Genomic DNA, 16727 nt, shown 5'->3' on the forward strand with positions numbered 1-16727 from the left:
GGGTTGCGCCGGTGCGGGCGGTTGCGGTGCGGCGGGCTTGGGGGCCGCCGGCTTCGCGGGTGCCGGCGGGGCCGGGGTCGGCGCTGCCGCGGCGGCCGCAGTGGCGGGCGTCGCGGAGGTGGCCGGCGCGGCCGGGGCGGCGGGTGTGCCGTTGCCTGCGCTCTTCGCGGGTGCGGGTTTGTCGAACTTCTCGCGCAACCGGCGCGCTACGGGTGCCTCGACCGTCGACGAGGCTGATTTGACGAACTCGCCCTGCTCTTTGAGCGTTGCGAGGAGTTCCTTGCTGGTGACACCGAGTTCCTTTGCCAACTCGTGCACGCGAGCCTTACCTGCCACTACATCTCCATCTCTAGAGGCGACAGCGGTGGTAGGCGCCGCGCCTCGGTTTAGCTATGACGCATGGTCATCGGGACTTCACGGTGTGCTCATGTTCTTCGCTACCTGTTCTCTTGCCGGGTGAGGCGAACCCGCCGAGAAACCCTCGACGTGCTCGATCACCGCGGATAGATCCGGTGAACCGGTGATTCGCAACGCTCTGACGAACGCTCGCCGCCGGATCGCCGCGTGTAGACACTGCGCGTCGGGATGCAACCAGGCACCCCGTCCGGGCAGATTACCCGCCGTGTCAACGGTTGCGGCGCAATTGCCATTCCCGTCCACCACAGCGACCACTCGAAGCAGTTCGACGGCCAACTCTCGCCTCCGACACCCCACACAGGTCCGCACGGGCCCCGTCGGGGCGGCTGGTGTGCTTCGTTGCGGCGATACCGGATTCTCGCGCTGGCTCACGATCCACTCTACCGCCCCGGCCGCCGCGAACTGAAACGGCCGTGCAATATCGGCGGTGCTATCGATCACGCGCCGCCGGATGCGGAGCGTCGACCTCGGGCCGGTGATCGGCCGGTGCGGCGTCGCTGCGGATGTCGATCCGCCAACCGGTGAGCCGGGCCGCCAGCCGGGCGTTCTGACCTTCCTTGCCGATCGCCAGCGACAGCTGGAAGTCGGGAACGACGACCCGGGCGGCCCGGGTCTGCTCGTCGATGACGGTGACCGAGACGACCTTGGCCGGCGACAGCGCGTTGGCGACGAATCGGGCCGGGTCCTCGTCGTAGTCGATGATGTCGATCTTCTCGCCGGACAGCTCGCTCATCACGTTGCGGACGCGCTGGCCCATCGGGCCGATGCAGGCGCCCTTGGCGTTGAGACCCGGCACCCGCGAGGCGACCGCGATCTTCGACCGGTGGCCGGCCTCCCTGGCGACGGCGACGATGTCGACCGAGCCCTCGTTGATCTCGGGGACCTCGAGGCTGAACAGTTTGCGCACCAGGTTCGGGTGGGTCCGCGACAGCGTGATCAACGGTTCCCTGGCGCCGCGGGTGACCCCGACGACGTAGCAGCGCACCCGGTCGCCGTGTTCGTAGCGTTCGCCGGGCACCTGTTCAGCGGCCGGGATGACACCCTCGTTGCCCTTGACCTCGCTGCCCATCCGCACGACGACCAGACCGCGCGCATTGGCGCGGGCGTCGCGCTGGATGACGCCGGCGACGATGTCGCCCTCCCGCGCGGAGAACTCACCGTAGTTCTTCTCGTTCTCGGCGTCGCGCAGGCGCTGCAGGATGACCTGGCGCGCGGTGGTGGCGGCGATCCGGCCGAACCCCTCGGGGGTGTCGTCCCATTCCTGGATCACGTTCCCGTCGGCGTCGGTCTCCCGGGCCATCACCTTCACCGCACCGCTGCGGCGGTCGATGTCGATGCGCGCATCGGGCTGGTGACCGTCGGTGTGGCGATAGGCGGTCAGCAGCGCCGATTTGATCGTCTCGACGACGACGTCGACCGAGATCCCCTTGTCCGCTTCGATGGCATGCAGGGCCGCCATGTCGATGTTCATGCTCCGGCCTCCTCTCCCGGTTGGCCGGTCAACTCCAGCTCACGCTGGCTCGGTGGTGAGAACTCCACCTGGACAACGGCTTTGACGATTCCTTCCAGCGGCAACTCCCGGACGGAGAAGTTGGCGCGCGCGCCTTCGCGGACCACGACCGCCACCGCACTCTCGTCGTCGGTCAGCGCACCGATGCGACCGGTGAGCTGGGATCCGTCCGACAACGTCAACTCGACCTTGCGGCCGCGGGCCCGACGGAAGTGCTTGGCGGCGGTCAGCGGCCGGTCCACCCCCGGCGAGGTGACCTCGAGGACGTAGGTCGCCGCGTCCACGGACCCCTCGATGCGGTCGAGCTGTTCGGACGCCGAGCGGGACAGGCTCGCGACGGTGTCCAGGTCGAGCGGACGGTCCCCGTCGACGACGACGGTGATGCGCGGCGGGCGTGCCCCGCCGTCGATGATGACGTTCTCGATCTCGTATCCGGCGCGCGCGAACTCGCCGTCGAGTAGCTCCATCACCTGCTCCTGCGACGGCAACCCCGCCGGCCGCAACTTCGGCTCCGGTGCCACGGCGAGCTCCTCATCTTGAGTTGTCCTGACGCGTCGCCCGGCGGCCGGGCGTATGACAGCCGCCGGAATCGACTACTCACGATACGCCAGGCGCGCAGGGGGACGCGGCGAACGCGGCAGCCGTCTCGGCGGCAATGGCAGGATGTTGCTCGTGCCGAGCGCCCCCGTCACCGAAACCGCCGCCGACGCCGGACAGGTGAGCAGGCGCCGTCTGCTGGTCGGCGCCGCGACCCTGGCGGCGCTGGGCGTCACCGCCGCGGGCTGCGGCTCCCCGCCCCCGCCGCCGGAGGTCGACGAGCTGCGCGCCCAACTCGACCGGGCCCGCGCGGACAGCAGCCTCGCCACCGACGCCGCCACGACCGCGCCGCGACCGCTGAAGCAGACGTTGACCGCGGTGGCCGCAGAACGCGATGCGCACGCCCAGGCGCTCGTCGACGAGCTGACCCGCCTCGTCGGCACCGAGGCGCCCACCACCACCCCGTCGAGCAGCACCGCCGCGCCGGCGAAACCCGCCACGGTGCGCGAGGTCATCGGGGCGCTGCGGCAGTCCGCCGAGAGCGCGACCGGGCTCGCCGCGCAGATGTCGGGGTACCGGGCCGGTCTGCTCGGTTCGATCGCCGCCTCCTGCACCGCGGCGTACCAGGTCGCGCTGACCCCCGCCAAGGACGCACCGTGACCTCAGCCGAGCCCACCCCGTCGCGGCCCGCCGACGTCGCGGCCGGCGCGCTCTACGATGCGATCGCCACCGAACACGCCACCATCTACGGCTACGGGCTGGTGTCGGCGCACGCGACTCCGGAGATGAACCCGCTGGTGTCGGCGTCGATCGCCGAACACCGCGAGCGTCGGGAGGCCGCGATCGCGCTGCTGGAACAGCAGCAGGTGACCCCGCCGCTGCCCGCACCCGGCTATCGGGTGCCGATGCGCGTCGACGATCCGCGCGACGCCGCCAAGCTGGCGGTCCGGATGGAGCAGGACGGTGCGACGGCGTGGCGGGCGGTCGTCGAGCAGGCCACCGCCACCGAGGACCGGACCTTCGGCCTGACGGCGCTCACCGAGTCGGCCGTCGCGGCCGCACGCTGGACGCGGATCGTCGGCACCGCCCCGGTTACCGTCGCGTTCCCGGGCGGTTCCGAGTAACGGCGCTACCGCACGGCGGCGAGGATCTCGGCCGCGGCGCCGTCGACGGCGATCTCGCGCTTCTCACCGCTGAACCGGTTGCGCAGTTCGACCACGCCGTCGGCCCAGCCGCGGCCGACCACGACGATCCACGGCATCCCGAGCAGTTCGGCGTCCTTGAACTTCACACCGGGTGAGGACTTCCGGTCGTCGAGCAGCACCTCGAGGCCGAGCCGGTCCAGTTCGGCCGCCAGCTCGGTCGCCCCGGTGCGGGCGCCGTCGTCCTTGTTGGCGATCACGACGTGCACGTCGAACGGCGAGACCTCCGAGGGCCACCGCAGCCCCAGCTCGTCGTGCTGCTGTTCGGCCACGACCGCAACCAGCCGCGAGACCCCGATGCCGTAGGAGCCCATCGTCAGCCGGACCGGCTTCCCGTCCTCGCCGAGCACGTCGGCGCTGAACGCCTCGGTGTACTTGCGGCCCAGCTGGAAGATGTGGCCGATCTCGATCCCGCGCGCGCTGACCAGCGGTCCGGCGCCGTCCGGGGACGGATCGCCGTCACGCACCTCGGCGGCCTCGATGGTGCCGTCGGCATGGAAGTCGCGGCCGGCGACCAGGCCGACGACGTGCTTGTTGGGCGCGTCGGCGCCGGTGATCCACGCCGTGCCGTCCACGATCCGCGGGTCGACCAGGTAGCGGACCCCGTTCTCGAGCAGCGCCTTCGGGCCGACGTAGCCCTTGACCAGGAACGGATGCTTGGCGAAGTCGGCGTCGTCGAGCAGGGCGTACTCGGCCGGTTCCAGCGCCGCCCCGAGCCGTTTGTCGTCGACCTCGCGGTCGCCGGGCACGCCGACGGCCAGCAGTTCCCACTCCCCGCCCGGTTCGCGGACCTTGAGCAGCACGTTCTTCAGCGTGTCGGCGGCGGTGACCGCACGGCCGGCGAAGCTCGGCAGGTCGGCGCTGTTGGCCCAGTCGACCAGCGTCGCGATCGTCGGGGCGTCCGGGGTGTCGTGCACGACCGCCTCGGGCTGACCCTCGATCGGCAGCGGGTCGGGCACCCGGGTCAGCACCGCCTCCACGTTGGCGGCGTAGCCGGACTCCAGGCAGCGCACGAACGTGTCCTCACCGACCTCGCTCTCGGCGAGGAACTCCTCGGACGCGCTGCCGCCCATGGCACCCGACACCGCCGAGACGATCACGTACTGCACGCCGAGGCGGCCGAAGATCCGCTGATACGCCTCGCGGTGCAGGTGGTAGGCGGTCTTGAGGCCGTCGTCGTCGACGTCGAACGAATAGGAGTCCTTCATCACGAACTCGCGCCCGCGCAGGATCCCCGCCCGGGGGCGGGCCTCGTCGCGGTACTTGGTCTGGATCTGGAACAGGATCAGCGGGAAGTCCTTGTAGGAGCTGTACTCTCCCTTGACCGTGAGCGTGAACAGTTCCTCGTGGGTGGGCCCCAGCAGGTAGTCGTTGTCGCGGCGGTCCTTGAGCCGGAACAGGGTGTCGCCGTACTCGGTCCAGCGGTTGGTGGTCTCGTACGGGGCGCGCGGCAGCAGGGCGGGGAACAGGATCTCCTGCCCGCCGATCGCGGTCATCTCGTCGCGGACGATCTGCTCGATCTTGCGGAACACGCGCAAGCCCAGCGGCAGCCAGGTGTAGAGGCCGGGGCCGACGGGGCGGACGTAGCCGGCCCGGATGAGCAGCTTGTGGCTGGGCACCTCCGCGTCGGCGGGATCGTCACGCAGGGTGCGGAGGAAGAGCTCGGACATGCGGGTGATCACAGCGGATTACCTTAGTCGGCGGCTCGGCGACCGACGGCCGCGGTCAGAGCTCGCTAAAGCTAAAGCTCTCCCAAGCCCGATGTCGAGCTAAAGCTCTCCGGCGTCGATCGCGTCCTTGACTTCCTGCGCGTGGGCGACCTGCTGGCTGGTGTAGCCGATCAGCAGCGCCGCACCGCCGACGAGGACGGCCACCGCGGCCACCCACAGCAGCCCGTAGGTGTAGCCGGCGTCGAGCGCGGCGATCTGGGTGTCGTCCATGTTCTTGACCGGACCGGTGGTGCCGCCGAGGTACAGCGTGCGCGAGGTGATCACGGCCTGGATGACGGCGAGCACCACGGGTCCGCCGAGGTTCTGCAGCATCAGCGCGATCGCCGATACCGGGCCGATGCGGTCGAACCCGACACCCGCGATGGCCGACAGGGTCAGCGGGACGACGATCATGCCGATACCGATACCGCCGACGGTGATCGGGACGACGAGGTTCGGGAAGTACGGGATGCCGCGGTTGAGCGTCGACCCGTAGATCATCGCGCCCAGCACCAGCACACCACCGGCGATAACCAGCACACGCGGCGGTAGCAGGGAGACCAGCTGCGACGACAGCGCGAGCCCGATGCCCATCGCGATGACGAACGGGATGAACCCGACACCGGCGCGCAGCGCGCTGTAGCCCAGGATGTCCTGCACGTAGAGGCCGATCAGCACGGTGAGCGTGAACAGCACACCGCCGGCCAGGAAGATCGCGGCGAACGTGGCCAGCCGGTTGCGGTCCTTGAACAGGTCGAACGGGACGACCGGGTTCGCGGCGGTGCGCTCGACGATGATGAACATCAGCAGGAACACCAGGGCGGCGCAGACCGATCCGATCGTGATCGGTGACAGCCAGCCCTTCTCCGGGCCCATCGAGAAGCCGAACACCGCGGCGGTGCAGCCCAGCGTGGCGAGGATGGCGCCCGCGGCGTCGAGCTTCATCCGCTCCTTGCTGGTCTCGCGCAGCGTGGTGCGAGCCAGGTAGATCATCACCAGGCCGATCGGCACGTTGACCAGGAAGGCCCAGCGCCAGGAGACCTCGGTCAGCGCACCGCCGACCACGAGGCCCATGACAGAGCCGACGGCCGTCATCGCGCCGAACACGGCGGTGGCGGCGTTGCGGGCGGGTCCCTTGGGGAAGGTGGTGGCGACCAGCGCGAGGCCGGTCGGCGAGGCGATCGCGGCGCCGATGCCCTGCAGCAGGCGCGCGGTGACCAGGGTGGCCTCGTTCCAGGCGATACCGCACAGGATCGAGGCGATGGTGAACAGCGCGACGCCGGCGATGAACGCGCGCTTACGGCCGATGGTGTCGCCGAGGCGCCCGCCGAGCAACATGAGACCGCCGAACGTCAGCACGTAGGCGGTGATGACCCAACTGCGTCCGGCGTCGGAGAGAGACAGTTCGTCTTGGATCTTCGGCAGCGCGACGATGGCGATCGTGCTGTCCATGGTGGCCAGCAACTGCATGCCGGCGATTGCGATCACGGCGGCGAAGAAGCGCCGCGACGGCAACCAGGTCGGTGTCTTGCTGGGTCCTGTCACAGTCGTGTGCTCCACACTCATCGGCTGTACCCGCTCTGCTCGGCTTCCACATCTAGAACCGTGGACGCGCGCTCTGCGTCGTTGAGAGCCGTCATAACGAGTTACCTTACAGTACTCTTAGAGATCTTTTATCCGCCGAAAGCCGCCACCGCCCCGATCACGATGATGGCAGGCGGTCGAATGCCCTCGGCACTCATCCGTTCCGAGACATCCGCGAGCGTCGCCCGCAAAGTCCGCTGCGCGGTGGTGGTGCCGTGCTGAACCACGATCACCGGTGTTTCCGCTGGTCGACCGCCGTTGATCAGCACTCTGGCGAATAACTCGATCCGTTCGACCGCCATCAGCAAAACGATGGTCCCGCTGAGCGCGGCGAGCGCATCCCAATTGACTAACGATTCGGGATGGTCCGGCGCAACATGGCCGCTGACCACCACGAACTCATGGGTGACATGGCGGTGCGTGACGGGCACACCGGCCAGCGCGGGCACGCCTATGGCGCTGGTCACACCCGGTACGACGGTGACCGGAACACCCGCCTCGACGCACGCGATCACCTCTTCGTACCCCCGTGCGAAGACGAACGGGTCACCGCCCTTGAGGCGGACGACGAACTTGCCCGCCGAGGCGCGGTCGATCAGCACCTGGTTGATGGCGTCCTGCGCCATGGCGCGGCCGTAGGGAATCTTGGCGGCGTCGATCACCTCGACGTGCGGCGGCAGTTCGGCGAGCAGTTCCTGGGGCGCCAACCGGTCGGCCACGACGACGTCGGCCTGGGCGAGCAGGCGCCGCCCCCGGACGGTGATCAGTTCGGGGTCGCCGGGTCCCCCGCCGACGAGTGCGACGCCGGTGGCCGGTGCGTCGGGGTCCTCACCGGAGATCAGCCCGCTGGCGAGCGCCTCGTGGATGGCCGAGCGGATGGCCGCCGACCGGCGGTGCTCGCCGCCGGCCAGCACCCCCACCGACAACCCCTCGTACTCGAAGGACGCCGGGGTGACGGCGGTGCCCTCGCGGGCGACGTCGGCGCGCACGCAGAAGATGTGGCGGCGCTCCGCCTCGGCGACGACGGCGGCGTTGACCTCGGGATCGTCGGTGGCGGCGATCACGTACCAGGCGCCGTCGAGGTCGCCGACGCGGAAGTCGCGCAGTGTCAGTGTGATTCCCGCCATAGCCTCGACCGCGGGCGTGGCGGCCCTGGCGATCACGTGCACGTCGGCGCCGTTGGCGATCAGCAGCGGCAGCCGGCGCTGCGCGACCGTGCCGCCGCCGACGATGACGACCTTCCTGCCCGCCAGACGCAGGCCGACGAGGTACGCGTTATCGGTCACCCGGCGAGCTTAGAGCGTGCGGCCGACGCGACGAAGCGGGCGATCGCGTGCGGGTGGGCGGCCGGGTGGGTGTGCAGGTAGCCCGCGTGGACGCCGCGGTGCACCGCGCCGTCGGTGGCGAGCCCGGACGGTCGGCCGCCGAAGTGCCAGGCCGGTTCGTAGCGGTCGGCGAATGTGACCGCGGTGCGGTGGAACTCGTGACCGGTGACCCGTTCCCCCGCACGGTGCAGCGCCGAGTCGGTGGTCGCGACGGCCTGTCGGTAGCCCAGCGTCAGCCGTTCGGTGAAGTGTGCCGAACCCGACAGCACCCCGCACATCGGCAGCCCGTCGAGGTCGTCGACCAGGTAGGTCAGCCCCGCGCATTCGGCGTGAATCGGCGCACCGGCCTCGGCGAGGTGCCGGATCTGGTGTCGCACAGTGGTATTCGCCGACAGGTCGGCGGCGTGCTGTTCGGGGAAGCCGCCGGGGATCACCAGCGCCGCGGTGTCGGGGGGCAGTTCCTCGGTCATCGGGTCGAATTCGGCGACCTCGGCGCCCGCCGCGCGCAGCAGTTCCCCGTGTTCGGGGTAGCCGAAGGTGAACGCCTTACCGGCGGCCAGCGCCACCCGGATGCCGGGGCCCGCCTCGACGCCCGGATCCCACGGCGGGTCGGTGACCGTGGCGCGCGCGCTGCCGACGACAGCATCGAGGTCGACGTGCTGGGCCACCAGGTCGGTCATCGCGGCCACGGCGTCGCGGGCGGCGCGGCCGTGTTCGACGGCGGTGACCAGGCCGAGGTGGCGCGACGGGACCGCCAGGGCCTCGGTGCGCGGGATCGACCCGAGCACCGGCAGTCCCGCGTGTTCGCAGGCCTGCCGGAGCACCTCGTCGTGGCGGGGTGAGCCGACCCGGTTGAGCACCACACCGGCGATGCGGGTCTGCGGGTCGAAGGTCGAGAACCCGTGCAGCAGTGCGGCGATACTGTGACTCTGGCCGCGGGCGTCGACGACGAGGATCACCGGCGCACCGAGCAGACCCGCCACGTGCGCGGTGGAACCCGTTGCCGGACCGGTCATCTCGGTGGTGATGCGGCCGTCGAACAGTCCCATGACGCCCTCGACGACGGCGATGTCGGCGCTCGCGGTGCCGTGCGCGTACAGCGGGCCGATGCGGTGGTCCCCCACCAGGACGGGATCGAGGTTGCGGCCGGGCCGTCCGGTCGCCAGCGCGTGGTAGCCGGGGTCGATGAAGTCCGGGCCGACCTTGAACGGTGCGACGGTGTGTCCGGCGCGGCGCAGCGCACCCATCAAACCCGTTGCGACGGTGGTCTTCCCGCTACCCGAGGCGGGTGCGGCGATCACGACGGCGGGAACGCTCACCGGGTCACCACTCGATGCCCTTCTGACCTTTGCGGCCGACGTCCATCGGATGCTTGACCTTGGTCATTTCGGTCACCAGGTCGGCGGCGTCGATCAACGCCTGCGGTGCGTCGCGGCCGGTGATCACGACATGCTGGCGGCCCGGGCGCGCGCGCAGCGCCTCGACCACCTCGTCGACGTCGACCCAGCCCCACTTCAGGGGGTAGGTGAACTCGTCGAGGACGTAGAAGTCGTGGCGCTCCTCGGCGAGGCGGCGGCGGATCTCGGCCCACCCGTCGGCGGCCGCGGCCGCGTGGTCGTCCTCGCTGCCCGCCTTACGCGACCAGGACCATCCCGACCCCATCTTGTGCCATTCGACCGGGCCGCCGGTGCCGTGGTCGTCGTGCAGGCGACCGAGCTCACCGAACACCGCCTCCTCGCCGACCTTCCACTTGGCGCTCTTCACGAACTGGAACACCGCGATCGAGAAGCCCTGGTTCCACGCCCGCAGCGCCATCCCGAACGCCGCGGTGGACTTGCCCTTCCCGGGGCCGGTGTGCACGGCGAGCAGCGGCGCGTTGCGCCGGGCACGGGTGGTCAACCCGTCGTCGGGGACGGTGACGGGACGGCCTTGCGGCATGACTTCCTCCGTTAGGCGGCGGTGCGGTCGGTCTGGGTGACCACCCGGGTGAGATCGTCGGCGCGCAGGTGGGCCAGCCGCACGGCGGGCGCCCGCAACGCCGCGGCGAGTTCTTCGGCCAGCCCCAGCCGCACGAACGACGTCTCACAGTCGACCACCACGGCCGCCGCGCCCTCGGCGACCAGGCGGGCGGCCGCGGCGCGGGTACGGCCCAGCGGGTCCGGTCCCCCGGTGGCCCGGCCGTCGGTGAGCACGACCACCAGACAGCGGCGGGCGCGGTCGCGGGCCTTCTCCCGTACGACGATGTCGCGGGCGGCCAGCAACCCCTCCGCGAGCGGGGTCTTGCCGCCGGTGTCGAACCGCGACAACCTACGGCTGGCGATGTACACCGACGACGTCGGCGGCAGCAGCACCGAGGCCTGCCGCTGACGGAACGTGACGACGGCGACCTTGTCGCGCCGCTGGTAGGCATCGCGCAGCAGCGACAGCGTCGCACCGCTGACCGCGGCCATCCGGTCGCGCGCGGCCATCGACCCGGACGCGTCGACGACGAACACCACCAGGTTGCCCTCGTGACCCTCGCGGACCGCGCGGCGGACGTCCTGCGCGCCGAGGCGGGGACGGCCCGGGGTGCGCTGGCTCTCCGCGGCCGCCAACAGCGTGCCGAACACGTGCAGCCCATGCCCGGTCTCGGTGTCGGTGGTGGCCTTGACGACGGTGCCGGTGCGGTTGCGCGCGCGCGACCGCCGCCCGGGCGCCCCCTCGCCGACGCCCGGCACCACCAGGGCCTTGGTCTTGAACACCGCGGACGGGTCACCGCTGCTGCGCGTCTGGGTCGACGAATTACGTTGCGGTGCAGCGTTTCCCGATGACCCCGACGACTCCGAGGCCCCGCCACCACCGGGCGGATCCGGCAGCGGGTCCGGGTCCGGATCGGGTTCGGCCGCGGTGGAGTCCCCGGCCTGGGCCATCGCCTCGTCCAGCCGCTCGGGGTCCAGGCCCGGATCGTCGAACGGGTCACGCCTGCGCCGGTGCGGCAGCGCGAGTTCGGCCGCCACCCGGATGTCCTCTTCGCCGACGGTTTCACTCCCCCGCCATGCGGCGTGCGCGACCGCGGTGCGCGCCACCACGAGATCGGCCCGCATCCCGTCCACGTCGAACGCCGCACACAGCGCCGCGATGCGGCGTAACTCGTTGTCGGGCAACGCCACCGACGGGACCAGCGCCCGTGCTCGGGCCACCCGGGCGGCGAGTTCGGCGTCCCGGCCGGCGTAGCGGTCGGCGAACCCGACCGGATCGGCCTCGAACGCCATCCGCGCGCGGATCACCTCGACGCGGACGTCGACGTCGCGGGAGGCCGCCACGTCGACGGTGAGCCCGAACCGGTCGAGCAGTTGCGGACGCAGTTCGCCCTCTTCGGGATTCATCGTGCCGATCAGCACGAACCGGGCCTCGTGGCTGTGCGAGATGCCGTCGCGTTCGACGTGTACACGCCCCATCGCCGCCGCGTCGAGCAGCACGTCGACCAGATGGTCGTGCAGCAGGTTGACCTCGTCGACGTACAGCACCCCGCCGTGGGCCCGCGCGAGCAGACCGGGCGAGAACGCGTGTTCGCCGTCGCGCAGCACCTTCTGCAGGTCCAGCGAGCCGACGACGCGGTCCTCGGTGGCGCCGATCGGCAGTTCGACGAGGGCGCCGCCGTCGACGCGCGACAGGATCTGCGCCAGACCGCGAACCGCGGTCGACTTCGCGGTGCCCTTCTCGCCGCGGATCAGCACACCGCCGATCTCGGGACGCACCGCGCACAGCAGCAGGGCCAGCAGTAGCCGGTCGTGACCGACGACCGCGCTGAACGGGTAGACCGGTGCGGTCACGGCGCGCCCGGCCGCAGCATCGGCACGTGCGGAATCCCGTCTTCGACGAATTCCTCACCGGCACGGACGAATCCGTGCCGGGCGTACATGGCTTCGAGGTAGGTCTGGGCGTCGATGCGGCACGGGTGGTCGCCGACGTCGGCCAGCGCGGCCTGCATCAGCCGCGCGGTGTGGCCGTGGCCGCGGGCGTCGCGCCGGGTGCAGACGCGTCCGATGCGGAAGCCCTTCTGCCCGCCCGGATGTTCCTCCATCAGACGCAGCGTCGAGACCACCTCGCCGTCGGAGCCCTCCAGCCAGAAGTGCCGGGTCTCGGCGAGCAGGTCACGGCCGTCGAGTTCCGGGTACGGGCAGGCCTGTTCGACGACGAACACCTCCACCCGCAGTTTGAGCAGTTCGTAGAGCGTCGCGGCGTCCAGGTCCTTGGCCCAGCTCCGCCGCAGCGCGACCGTCATCGCCACCCCACGTCAGGCGGTCGCCGTGGTGCGAGAGGCATCCGGTGTGGGGTGCTCGGTGTCCGACCCGGTGGCGGGCAGACCCGCTGCGGGCCGGTCGAGCTTGAGGACCTTGGTGCCGTGCGCCCAGATCTCCTCGAACAGCTTGGGCTCGTCGGACAGCTTCGTCCCCAGAGACGGCACGATCTCCTTGAGCTTGGGCTCCCAGGCGCGGTAGCGGTCACCGAAGCAGCGCTGCATGACATCGAACATCGCGGGCACCGCCGTGGAGGCGCCCGGCGACGCGCCCAGAAGACCGGCGATGCTGCCGTCCTTGGCGGCGAGCACGGTGGTGCCGAACTCCAGTACCCCGCCCCTACCTTTACGCCGGATGACCTGTACGCGCTGACCGGCGATGTCGAGCTCCCAGTCGGCGTCGCGCGCACTGGGCGCGAAGTCGCGCAGCGATTCGACGCGGTCGGCCTCGCTGAGCATCAGCTGGCCGATGAGGTACTTGAGCAGACCCATCTCGGTGAGGCCGACACCGAGCATCGAGGCCAGGTTGTTCGGTCGGACCGAGAAGGGCAGATCGGTGACCTTGCCCTGCTTGAGGAACTTCGGTGACCAGCCGGCGAACGGGCCGAACAACAGATACGACTTGGAGTTGATGACGCGGGTGTCGAGGTGGGGCACCGACATCGGCGGCGCGCCGAGCGGCGGCATCCCGTACACCTTGGCCTGGTGGCGCGCCGTCAGCTCGGGATTGTCGCTGCGCAGCCACTGCCCGCCGACGGGGAATCCGCCGAACCCCTTGGCCTCTTCGATGCCGGCCTTCTGCAGCAGCGGCAGCGCGCCGCCGCCCGCGCCGACGAACACGAACTTCGCGTTGAGCTTGCGCTTGGCCCCGGTGCGGCGGTTGCGGACCTTGACCGCCCAGCTGCCGTCGGACTGTTTGTCGAGATCGCGCACCTCGTGGCCGAACAACGTGGTCATTCCCCGCTGCGCCGAGTAGCCGATCAGCTGGCGCGACAGCGACCCGAAGTCGACGTCGGTGCCGTCCTGGGTCCAGTTCAGCGCGATCGGTTCGCGGAAGTCGCGTTTGTCGGCCATGAACGGCAGCCGGCGGGCGAACTCGTCGGGGTCGTCGATGTACTCCATCGTCGCGAACAACGGGTTCGTGACCAGCGCGTCGTAGCGGGCCCGCAGGTACTGCCGGTTCTTCTCGCCACTGACGAAGCTGACGTGCGGGACCGGGTTGATGAAATTGCGAACGTCGGGCAGCACACCGTTCTCCACGGCGTGGGTCCAGAACTGCCGCGAGACCTGGAACTGCTCGTTGACGTTGACGGCCTTGGTGATGTCGATCGAACCGCCGGGACCCTCGGGGGTGTAGTTCAGCTCGCACAGCGCGGAGTGTCCGGTGCCCGCGTTGTTCCACGCGAAGCTGCTCTCGGCGGCCGCGCCGTCGAGGCGCTCGATCAGCGTGATCGTCCAATTGGGTTCGAGCTGCTTGAGCAGCACGCTCAGCGTCGCGCTCATGATGCCGGCACCGACCAGCACGACGTCGGTCTTGGCTACCTGGGAATCAGACAACTCATCGGTCCTTTTTCGTCGCGGCTGCGGGACGGTTTACCTCGCTCAAGGTTATCCCGCTGAGGTGCTCGTCAACCGGGGCGGCCACTGTGCCATCGCTCACCGCCCTGACCTGCGGCGTCGCCGGGCGGCCTACTGTGTCATCCGTGGACGCTCGGGGGCTGAGCTGGGAAGCCGACGTGTTGCCGGATTACCAGCGGCACACCCTGACGCTGGGCCGCGACCCCGATGGTGAGGGCGACCTGGTCGCCACCGTCGTGCGACGGGGCGCGCCGCAACCCGACGCCCGGCATGCGGTGCTGCTGGTGCACGGATACACCGACTACTTCTTCCACACCGAACTCGCCGACCACCTGACCGCCCGCGGGTTCGCGTTCTACGCCCTCGACCTGCACAAATGTGGTCGCTCGCGGCGGGACGGGCAGACCCCGCATTTCACCACCGACCTGACCCGCTACGACCGCGAGCTCGAACAGGCGCTGCACATCGTCGCGGCCGAGACCGGCGGCGCGGCGGTGTTGGTGATCGGGCACTCCGCGGGCGGGCTGATCGTGTCGCTGTGGCTGGACCGGCTACGGCGGCGTGGGATGACCGCCCGTCTCGGCGTGACGGGTCTGGTGCTCAACAGCCCCTGGTTCGACCTGCAGGGGCCCGCGGTGTTGCGCTCGGCCGCGGCCTCGGCGGCGATCGCCGCTGCCCAGCGGTTCGGGAAGCGGCGGATCGTGCGGGCGTCGCGGCCGGGCGAAGGGTACGGCGCGACGCTGCACCGGGACTTCGGCGGCGAGTTCGACTACGACCTCGAGTGGAAACCGGTGGGCGGCTTCCCGGTGACGGCGGGGTGGCTGCACGCGATCCGCCGCGGCCACGCCCGGCTGCACCGCGGACTCGACGTCGGCGTGCCGAACCTGATCCTGCGGTCCGACCACAGCGTGCGCGAGGCCGCGGATCCGGCGGCGATGCAGTGCGGTGACGCGGTGCTCGACGTCGCGCAGATCGCTCGCTGGGCGGGGTGTGTGGGTAACCGCAGTGCCGTCGTGCCGATCCCCGACGCCAAACACGACGTGTTCCTCTCACTGGCCGAGCCACGGCGCGCGGCCTACGGTGAACTGGATCGCTGGCTGGACTGGTATCTGACCGAACGATCCGAACGGGGAACCCAATCATGGGGCGAGCGAAGCGACGGGGGATGAGACAGTGACGCACTTCGACATCGCGATCATCGGAACCGGTTCGGGCAACACGCTTCTCGACGAACGCTATGTCGACAAACGGGTCGCGATCTGTGAGCGCGGCGTCTTCGGCGGCACCTGCCTCAACGTCGGGTGCATCCCCACGAAGATGTTCGTCTACTCCGCAGGGATCGCGCAGAACGTCCGGGACGCAGCGCGTTTCGGCGTCGACGCCGCGATCGAGGACGTGCGGTGGGGCGATATCGTCTCGCGGGTCTTCGGGCGGATCGACCCGCTCGCCACCGGCGGTGAGCACTACCGGCGCTCCTCCCCCAACGTCGAGGTGTTCGCCAGCCACACCCGTTTCGCCGACGCCCTGCCCGACGGCCGCTACCTGTTGCGCACCGATGACGGCGACGAGTTCACCGCCGACAAGGTGGTGATCGCGGCCGGTTCGCGGGTGACGGTGCCGCCCGCGATCGCCGACTGCGGGGTCGCCTACCACACCAGCGACACGATCATGCGGCTCCCCGACCTACCCGAGCACATCATCATCGCCGGCGGCGGTTATGTGGCAGCCGAATTCGCGCACATCTTCTCGTCGCTGGGGTCGCGGGTGACGATCGTCATCCGGGGTACCGCCATGCTCGCCCACGCCGACGACACGATCTGCGAACGCTTCACCGACATCGCCGGCAAGAAGTGGGAGATCCGCAGTCGCCGCAACATCATCGGCGGTTCGACCGACGATTCGGGGGTCACGCTCAACCTCGACGACGGGTCGTCGCTGCGCGGCGACGTCCTGCTCGTGGCGACGGGCCGCAAACCGAACGGCGATCAGCTCGACGCGCACCTGGCGGGTGTGACGCTCGAGGACGGTCTGGTCGCCGTCGACGAATTCCAGCGCACCACCGCCCGCAACGTGTTCGCACTCGGTGACGTCTCCTCCCCCTTCCAGCTCAAGCACGTCGCGAATCACGAAGCCCGCGTGGTCAGGAACAACCTGCTGGTCGACTGGGACGACACCGAGGCGCTGATGCCCGCGAACCACCGCAACGTGCCGTCGGCGGTGTTCACCGATCCGCAGATCGCCTCCGTCGGGCTGACCGAGAACGAAGCCCGCGCCAAGGGTTTCCGCATCAGGACCAAGGTCCAGGACTACAGCGACGTGGCCTACGGGTGGGCGATGGAGGACTCCGAGGGTTTCGCGAAGCTCATCGTCGACGACGAGACCGGATTGCTGCTCGGCGCGCACATCATGGGCCACCAGGCGTCGTCGATCATCCAGCCGCTCATCCAGGCGATGGCGTTCGGGCTGCCGGCCCAGGAGATGGCACGGGGCCAGTACTGGATCCACCCGGCGCTGCCCGAGGTGGTCGAGAACGCGCTACTGGCCCTGTGCGGGGAGCCGCCGTGGCCGCCGGCCCGACAGCACTGA

The 16727-nt window shown here is 70.2% G+C and carries 15 protein-coding genes and 1 pseudogene; 4 read left to right on the top strand and 12 right to left on the bottom strand.

Annotated elements, in window-relative coordinates; all coding sequences use genetic code 11:
* The 4 genes from AU194_RS23125 to rimP form a co-directional block, all read right to left on the bottom strand.
* Positions 1–336, bottom strand: a 336-nt coding sequence (locus tag AU194_RS23125) for a translation initiation factor IF-2 N-terminal domain-containing protein (protein WP_197417719.1), incomplete at its 3' end; no start/stop codon positions are given.
* Between the two features lie 78 nt (positions 337–414).
* Entirely contained in the window at positions 415–858 is a 444-nt protein-coding gene (locus AU194_RS33065; protein ID WP_369804203.1) for a YlxR family protein, read from the bottom strand.
* Positions 848–1888 carry a transcription termination factor NusA gene (nusA, locus tag AU194_RS23130; RefSeq protein WP_059091605.1) on the bottom strand — a complete coding sequence of 347 codons (1041 nt, stop codon included), beginning with the start codon at positions 1886–1888 and terminating at the stop codon, positions 848–850. Before nusA ends, AU194_RS33065 begins: the two co-directional genes overlap by 11 nt.
* Complete coding sequence (rimP, locus tag AU194_RS23135) at positions 1885–2448, bottom strand: ribosome maturation factor RimP (RefSeq protein ID WP_059091606.1); 564 nt, start codon at positions 2446–2448, stop codon at positions 1885–1887. Before rimP ends, nusA begins: the two co-directional genes overlap by 4 nt.
* Positions 2449–2590: 142 nt before the next feature.
* Between rimP and AU194_RS23140 the strand changes: the two genes are divergently transcribed.
* Entirely contained in the window at positions 2591–3124 is a 534-nt protein-coding gene (locus tag AU194_RS23140) for a hypothetical protein (RefSeq protein ID WP_157576449.1), read from the top strand.
* On the top strand, positions 3121–3588 hold the full coding sequence (locus tag AU194_RS23145) for a ferritin-like domain-containing protein (RefSeq protein ID WP_059091607.1): 468 nt from the start codon (positions 3121–3123) through the stop codon (positions 3586–3588). The genes AU194_RS23140 and AU194_RS23145 overlap by 4 nt, the downstream gene beginning before the upstream one ends.
* Positions 3589–3593: 5 nt before the next feature.
* Here AU194_RS23145 and AU194_RS23150 read toward each other — a convergent pair whose 3' ends face one another.
* From AU194_RS23150 to mqo, 8 genes and pseudogenes are all read right to left on the bottom strand, one after another.
* Positions 3594–5348, bottom strand: coding sequence for a proline--tRNA ligase (locus tag AU194_RS23150; protein ID WP_059091608.1), 1755 nt, complete (start codon positions 5346–5348; stop codon positions 3594–3596).
* Positions 5349–5435: 87 nt separating this feature from the next.
* Positions 5436–7015 (bottom strand): annotated as a pseudogene (locus AU194_RS23155) (MFS transporter).
* A gap of 33 nt (positions 7016–7048) precedes the next feature.
* Positions 7049–8245: a uroporphyrinogen-III C-methyltransferase gene (gene cobA, locus AU194_RS23160; protein WP_059091610.1), complete on the bottom strand. Its 1197-nt coding sequence runs from the start codon at positions 8243–8245 to the stop codon at positions 7049–7051.
* Positions 8242–9603: a cobyrinate a,c-diamide synthase gene (locus AU194_RS23165; protein ID WP_059091611.1), complete on the bottom strand. Its 1362-nt coding sequence runs from the start codon at positions 9601–9603 to the stop codon at positions 8242–8244. The genes cobA and AU194_RS23165 overlap by 4 nt, the downstream gene beginning before the upstream one ends.
* A 4-nt stretch (positions 9604–9607) precedes the next feature.
* On the bottom strand, positions 9608–10222 hold the full coding sequence (cobO, locus tag AU194_RS23170) for a cob(I)yrinic acid a,c-diamide adenosyltransferase (protein ID WP_059091612.1): 615 nt from the start codon (positions 10220–10222) through the stop codon (positions 9608–9610).
* Between the two features lie 11 nt (positions 10223–10233).
* Positions 10234–12096: a VWA domain-containing protein gene (locus AU194_RS23175; RefSeq protein WP_059091613.1), complete on the bottom strand. Its 1863-nt coding sequence runs from the start codon at positions 12094–12096 to the stop codon at positions 10234–10236.
* Positions 12093–12548: a GNAT family N-acetyltransferase gene (locus tag AU194_RS23180; RefSeq protein WP_059091773.1), complete on the bottom strand. Its 456-nt coding sequence runs from the start codon at positions 12546–12548 to the stop codon at positions 12093–12095. Before AU194_RS23180 ends, AU194_RS23175 begins: the two co-directional genes overlap by 4 nt.
* 12 nt (positions 12549–12560) lie before the next feature.
* Entirely contained in the window at positions 12561–14066 is a 1506-nt protein-coding gene (mqo, locus tag AU194_RS23185; protein ID WP_231743564.1) for a malate dehydrogenase (quinone), read from the bottom strand.
* A 200-nt stretch (positions 14067–14266) separates the two neighbouring features.
* Between mqo and AU194_RS23190 the strand changes: the two genes are divergently transcribed.
* Together AU194_RS23190 and mtr are read left to right on the top strand one after the other, a co-directional pair.
* Complete coding sequence (locus tag AU194_RS23190; protein WP_059091615.1) at positions 14267–15310, top strand: alpha/beta hydrolase; 1044 nt, start codon at positions 14267–14269, stop codon at positions 15308–15310.
* A 4-nt stretch (positions 15311–15314) separates the two neighbouring features.
* Positions 15315–16727 carry a mycothione reductase gene (gene mtr, locus AU194_RS23195; RefSeq protein WP_059091616.1) on the top strand — a complete coding sequence of 471 codons (1413 nt, stop codon included), beginning with the start codon at positions 15315–15317 and terminating at the stop codon, positions 16725–16727.

The sequence above is a fragment of the Mycobacterium sp. GA-2829 genome (assembly GCF_001499965.1).
GTDB lineage: Bacteria > Actinomycetota > Actinomycetes > Mycobacteriales > Mycobacteriaceae > Mycobacterium.

Coding starts and splice junctions, on each gene's coding strand:
- cobO (WP_059091612.1), bottom strand. CDS start 10,222: ATGCCGCAAGGCCGTCCCGTCACCGTCCCCGACGACGGGTTGACCACC.
- AU194_RS23140 (WP_157576449.1), top strand. CDS start 2,591: ATGTTGCTCGTGCCGAGCGCCCCCGTCACCGAAACCGCCGCCGACGCC.
- AU194_RS23180 (WP_059091773.1), bottom strand. CDS start 12,548: ATGACGGTCGCGCTGCGGCGGAGCTGGGCCAAGGACCTGGACGCCGCG.
- nusA (WP_059091605.1), bottom strand. CDS start 1,888: ATGAACATCGACATGGCGGCCCTGCATGCCATCGAAGCGGACAAGGGG.
- mqo (WP_231743564.1), bottom strand. CDS start 14,066: ATGAGCGCGACGCTGAGCGTGCTGCTCAAGCAGCTCGAACCCAATTGG.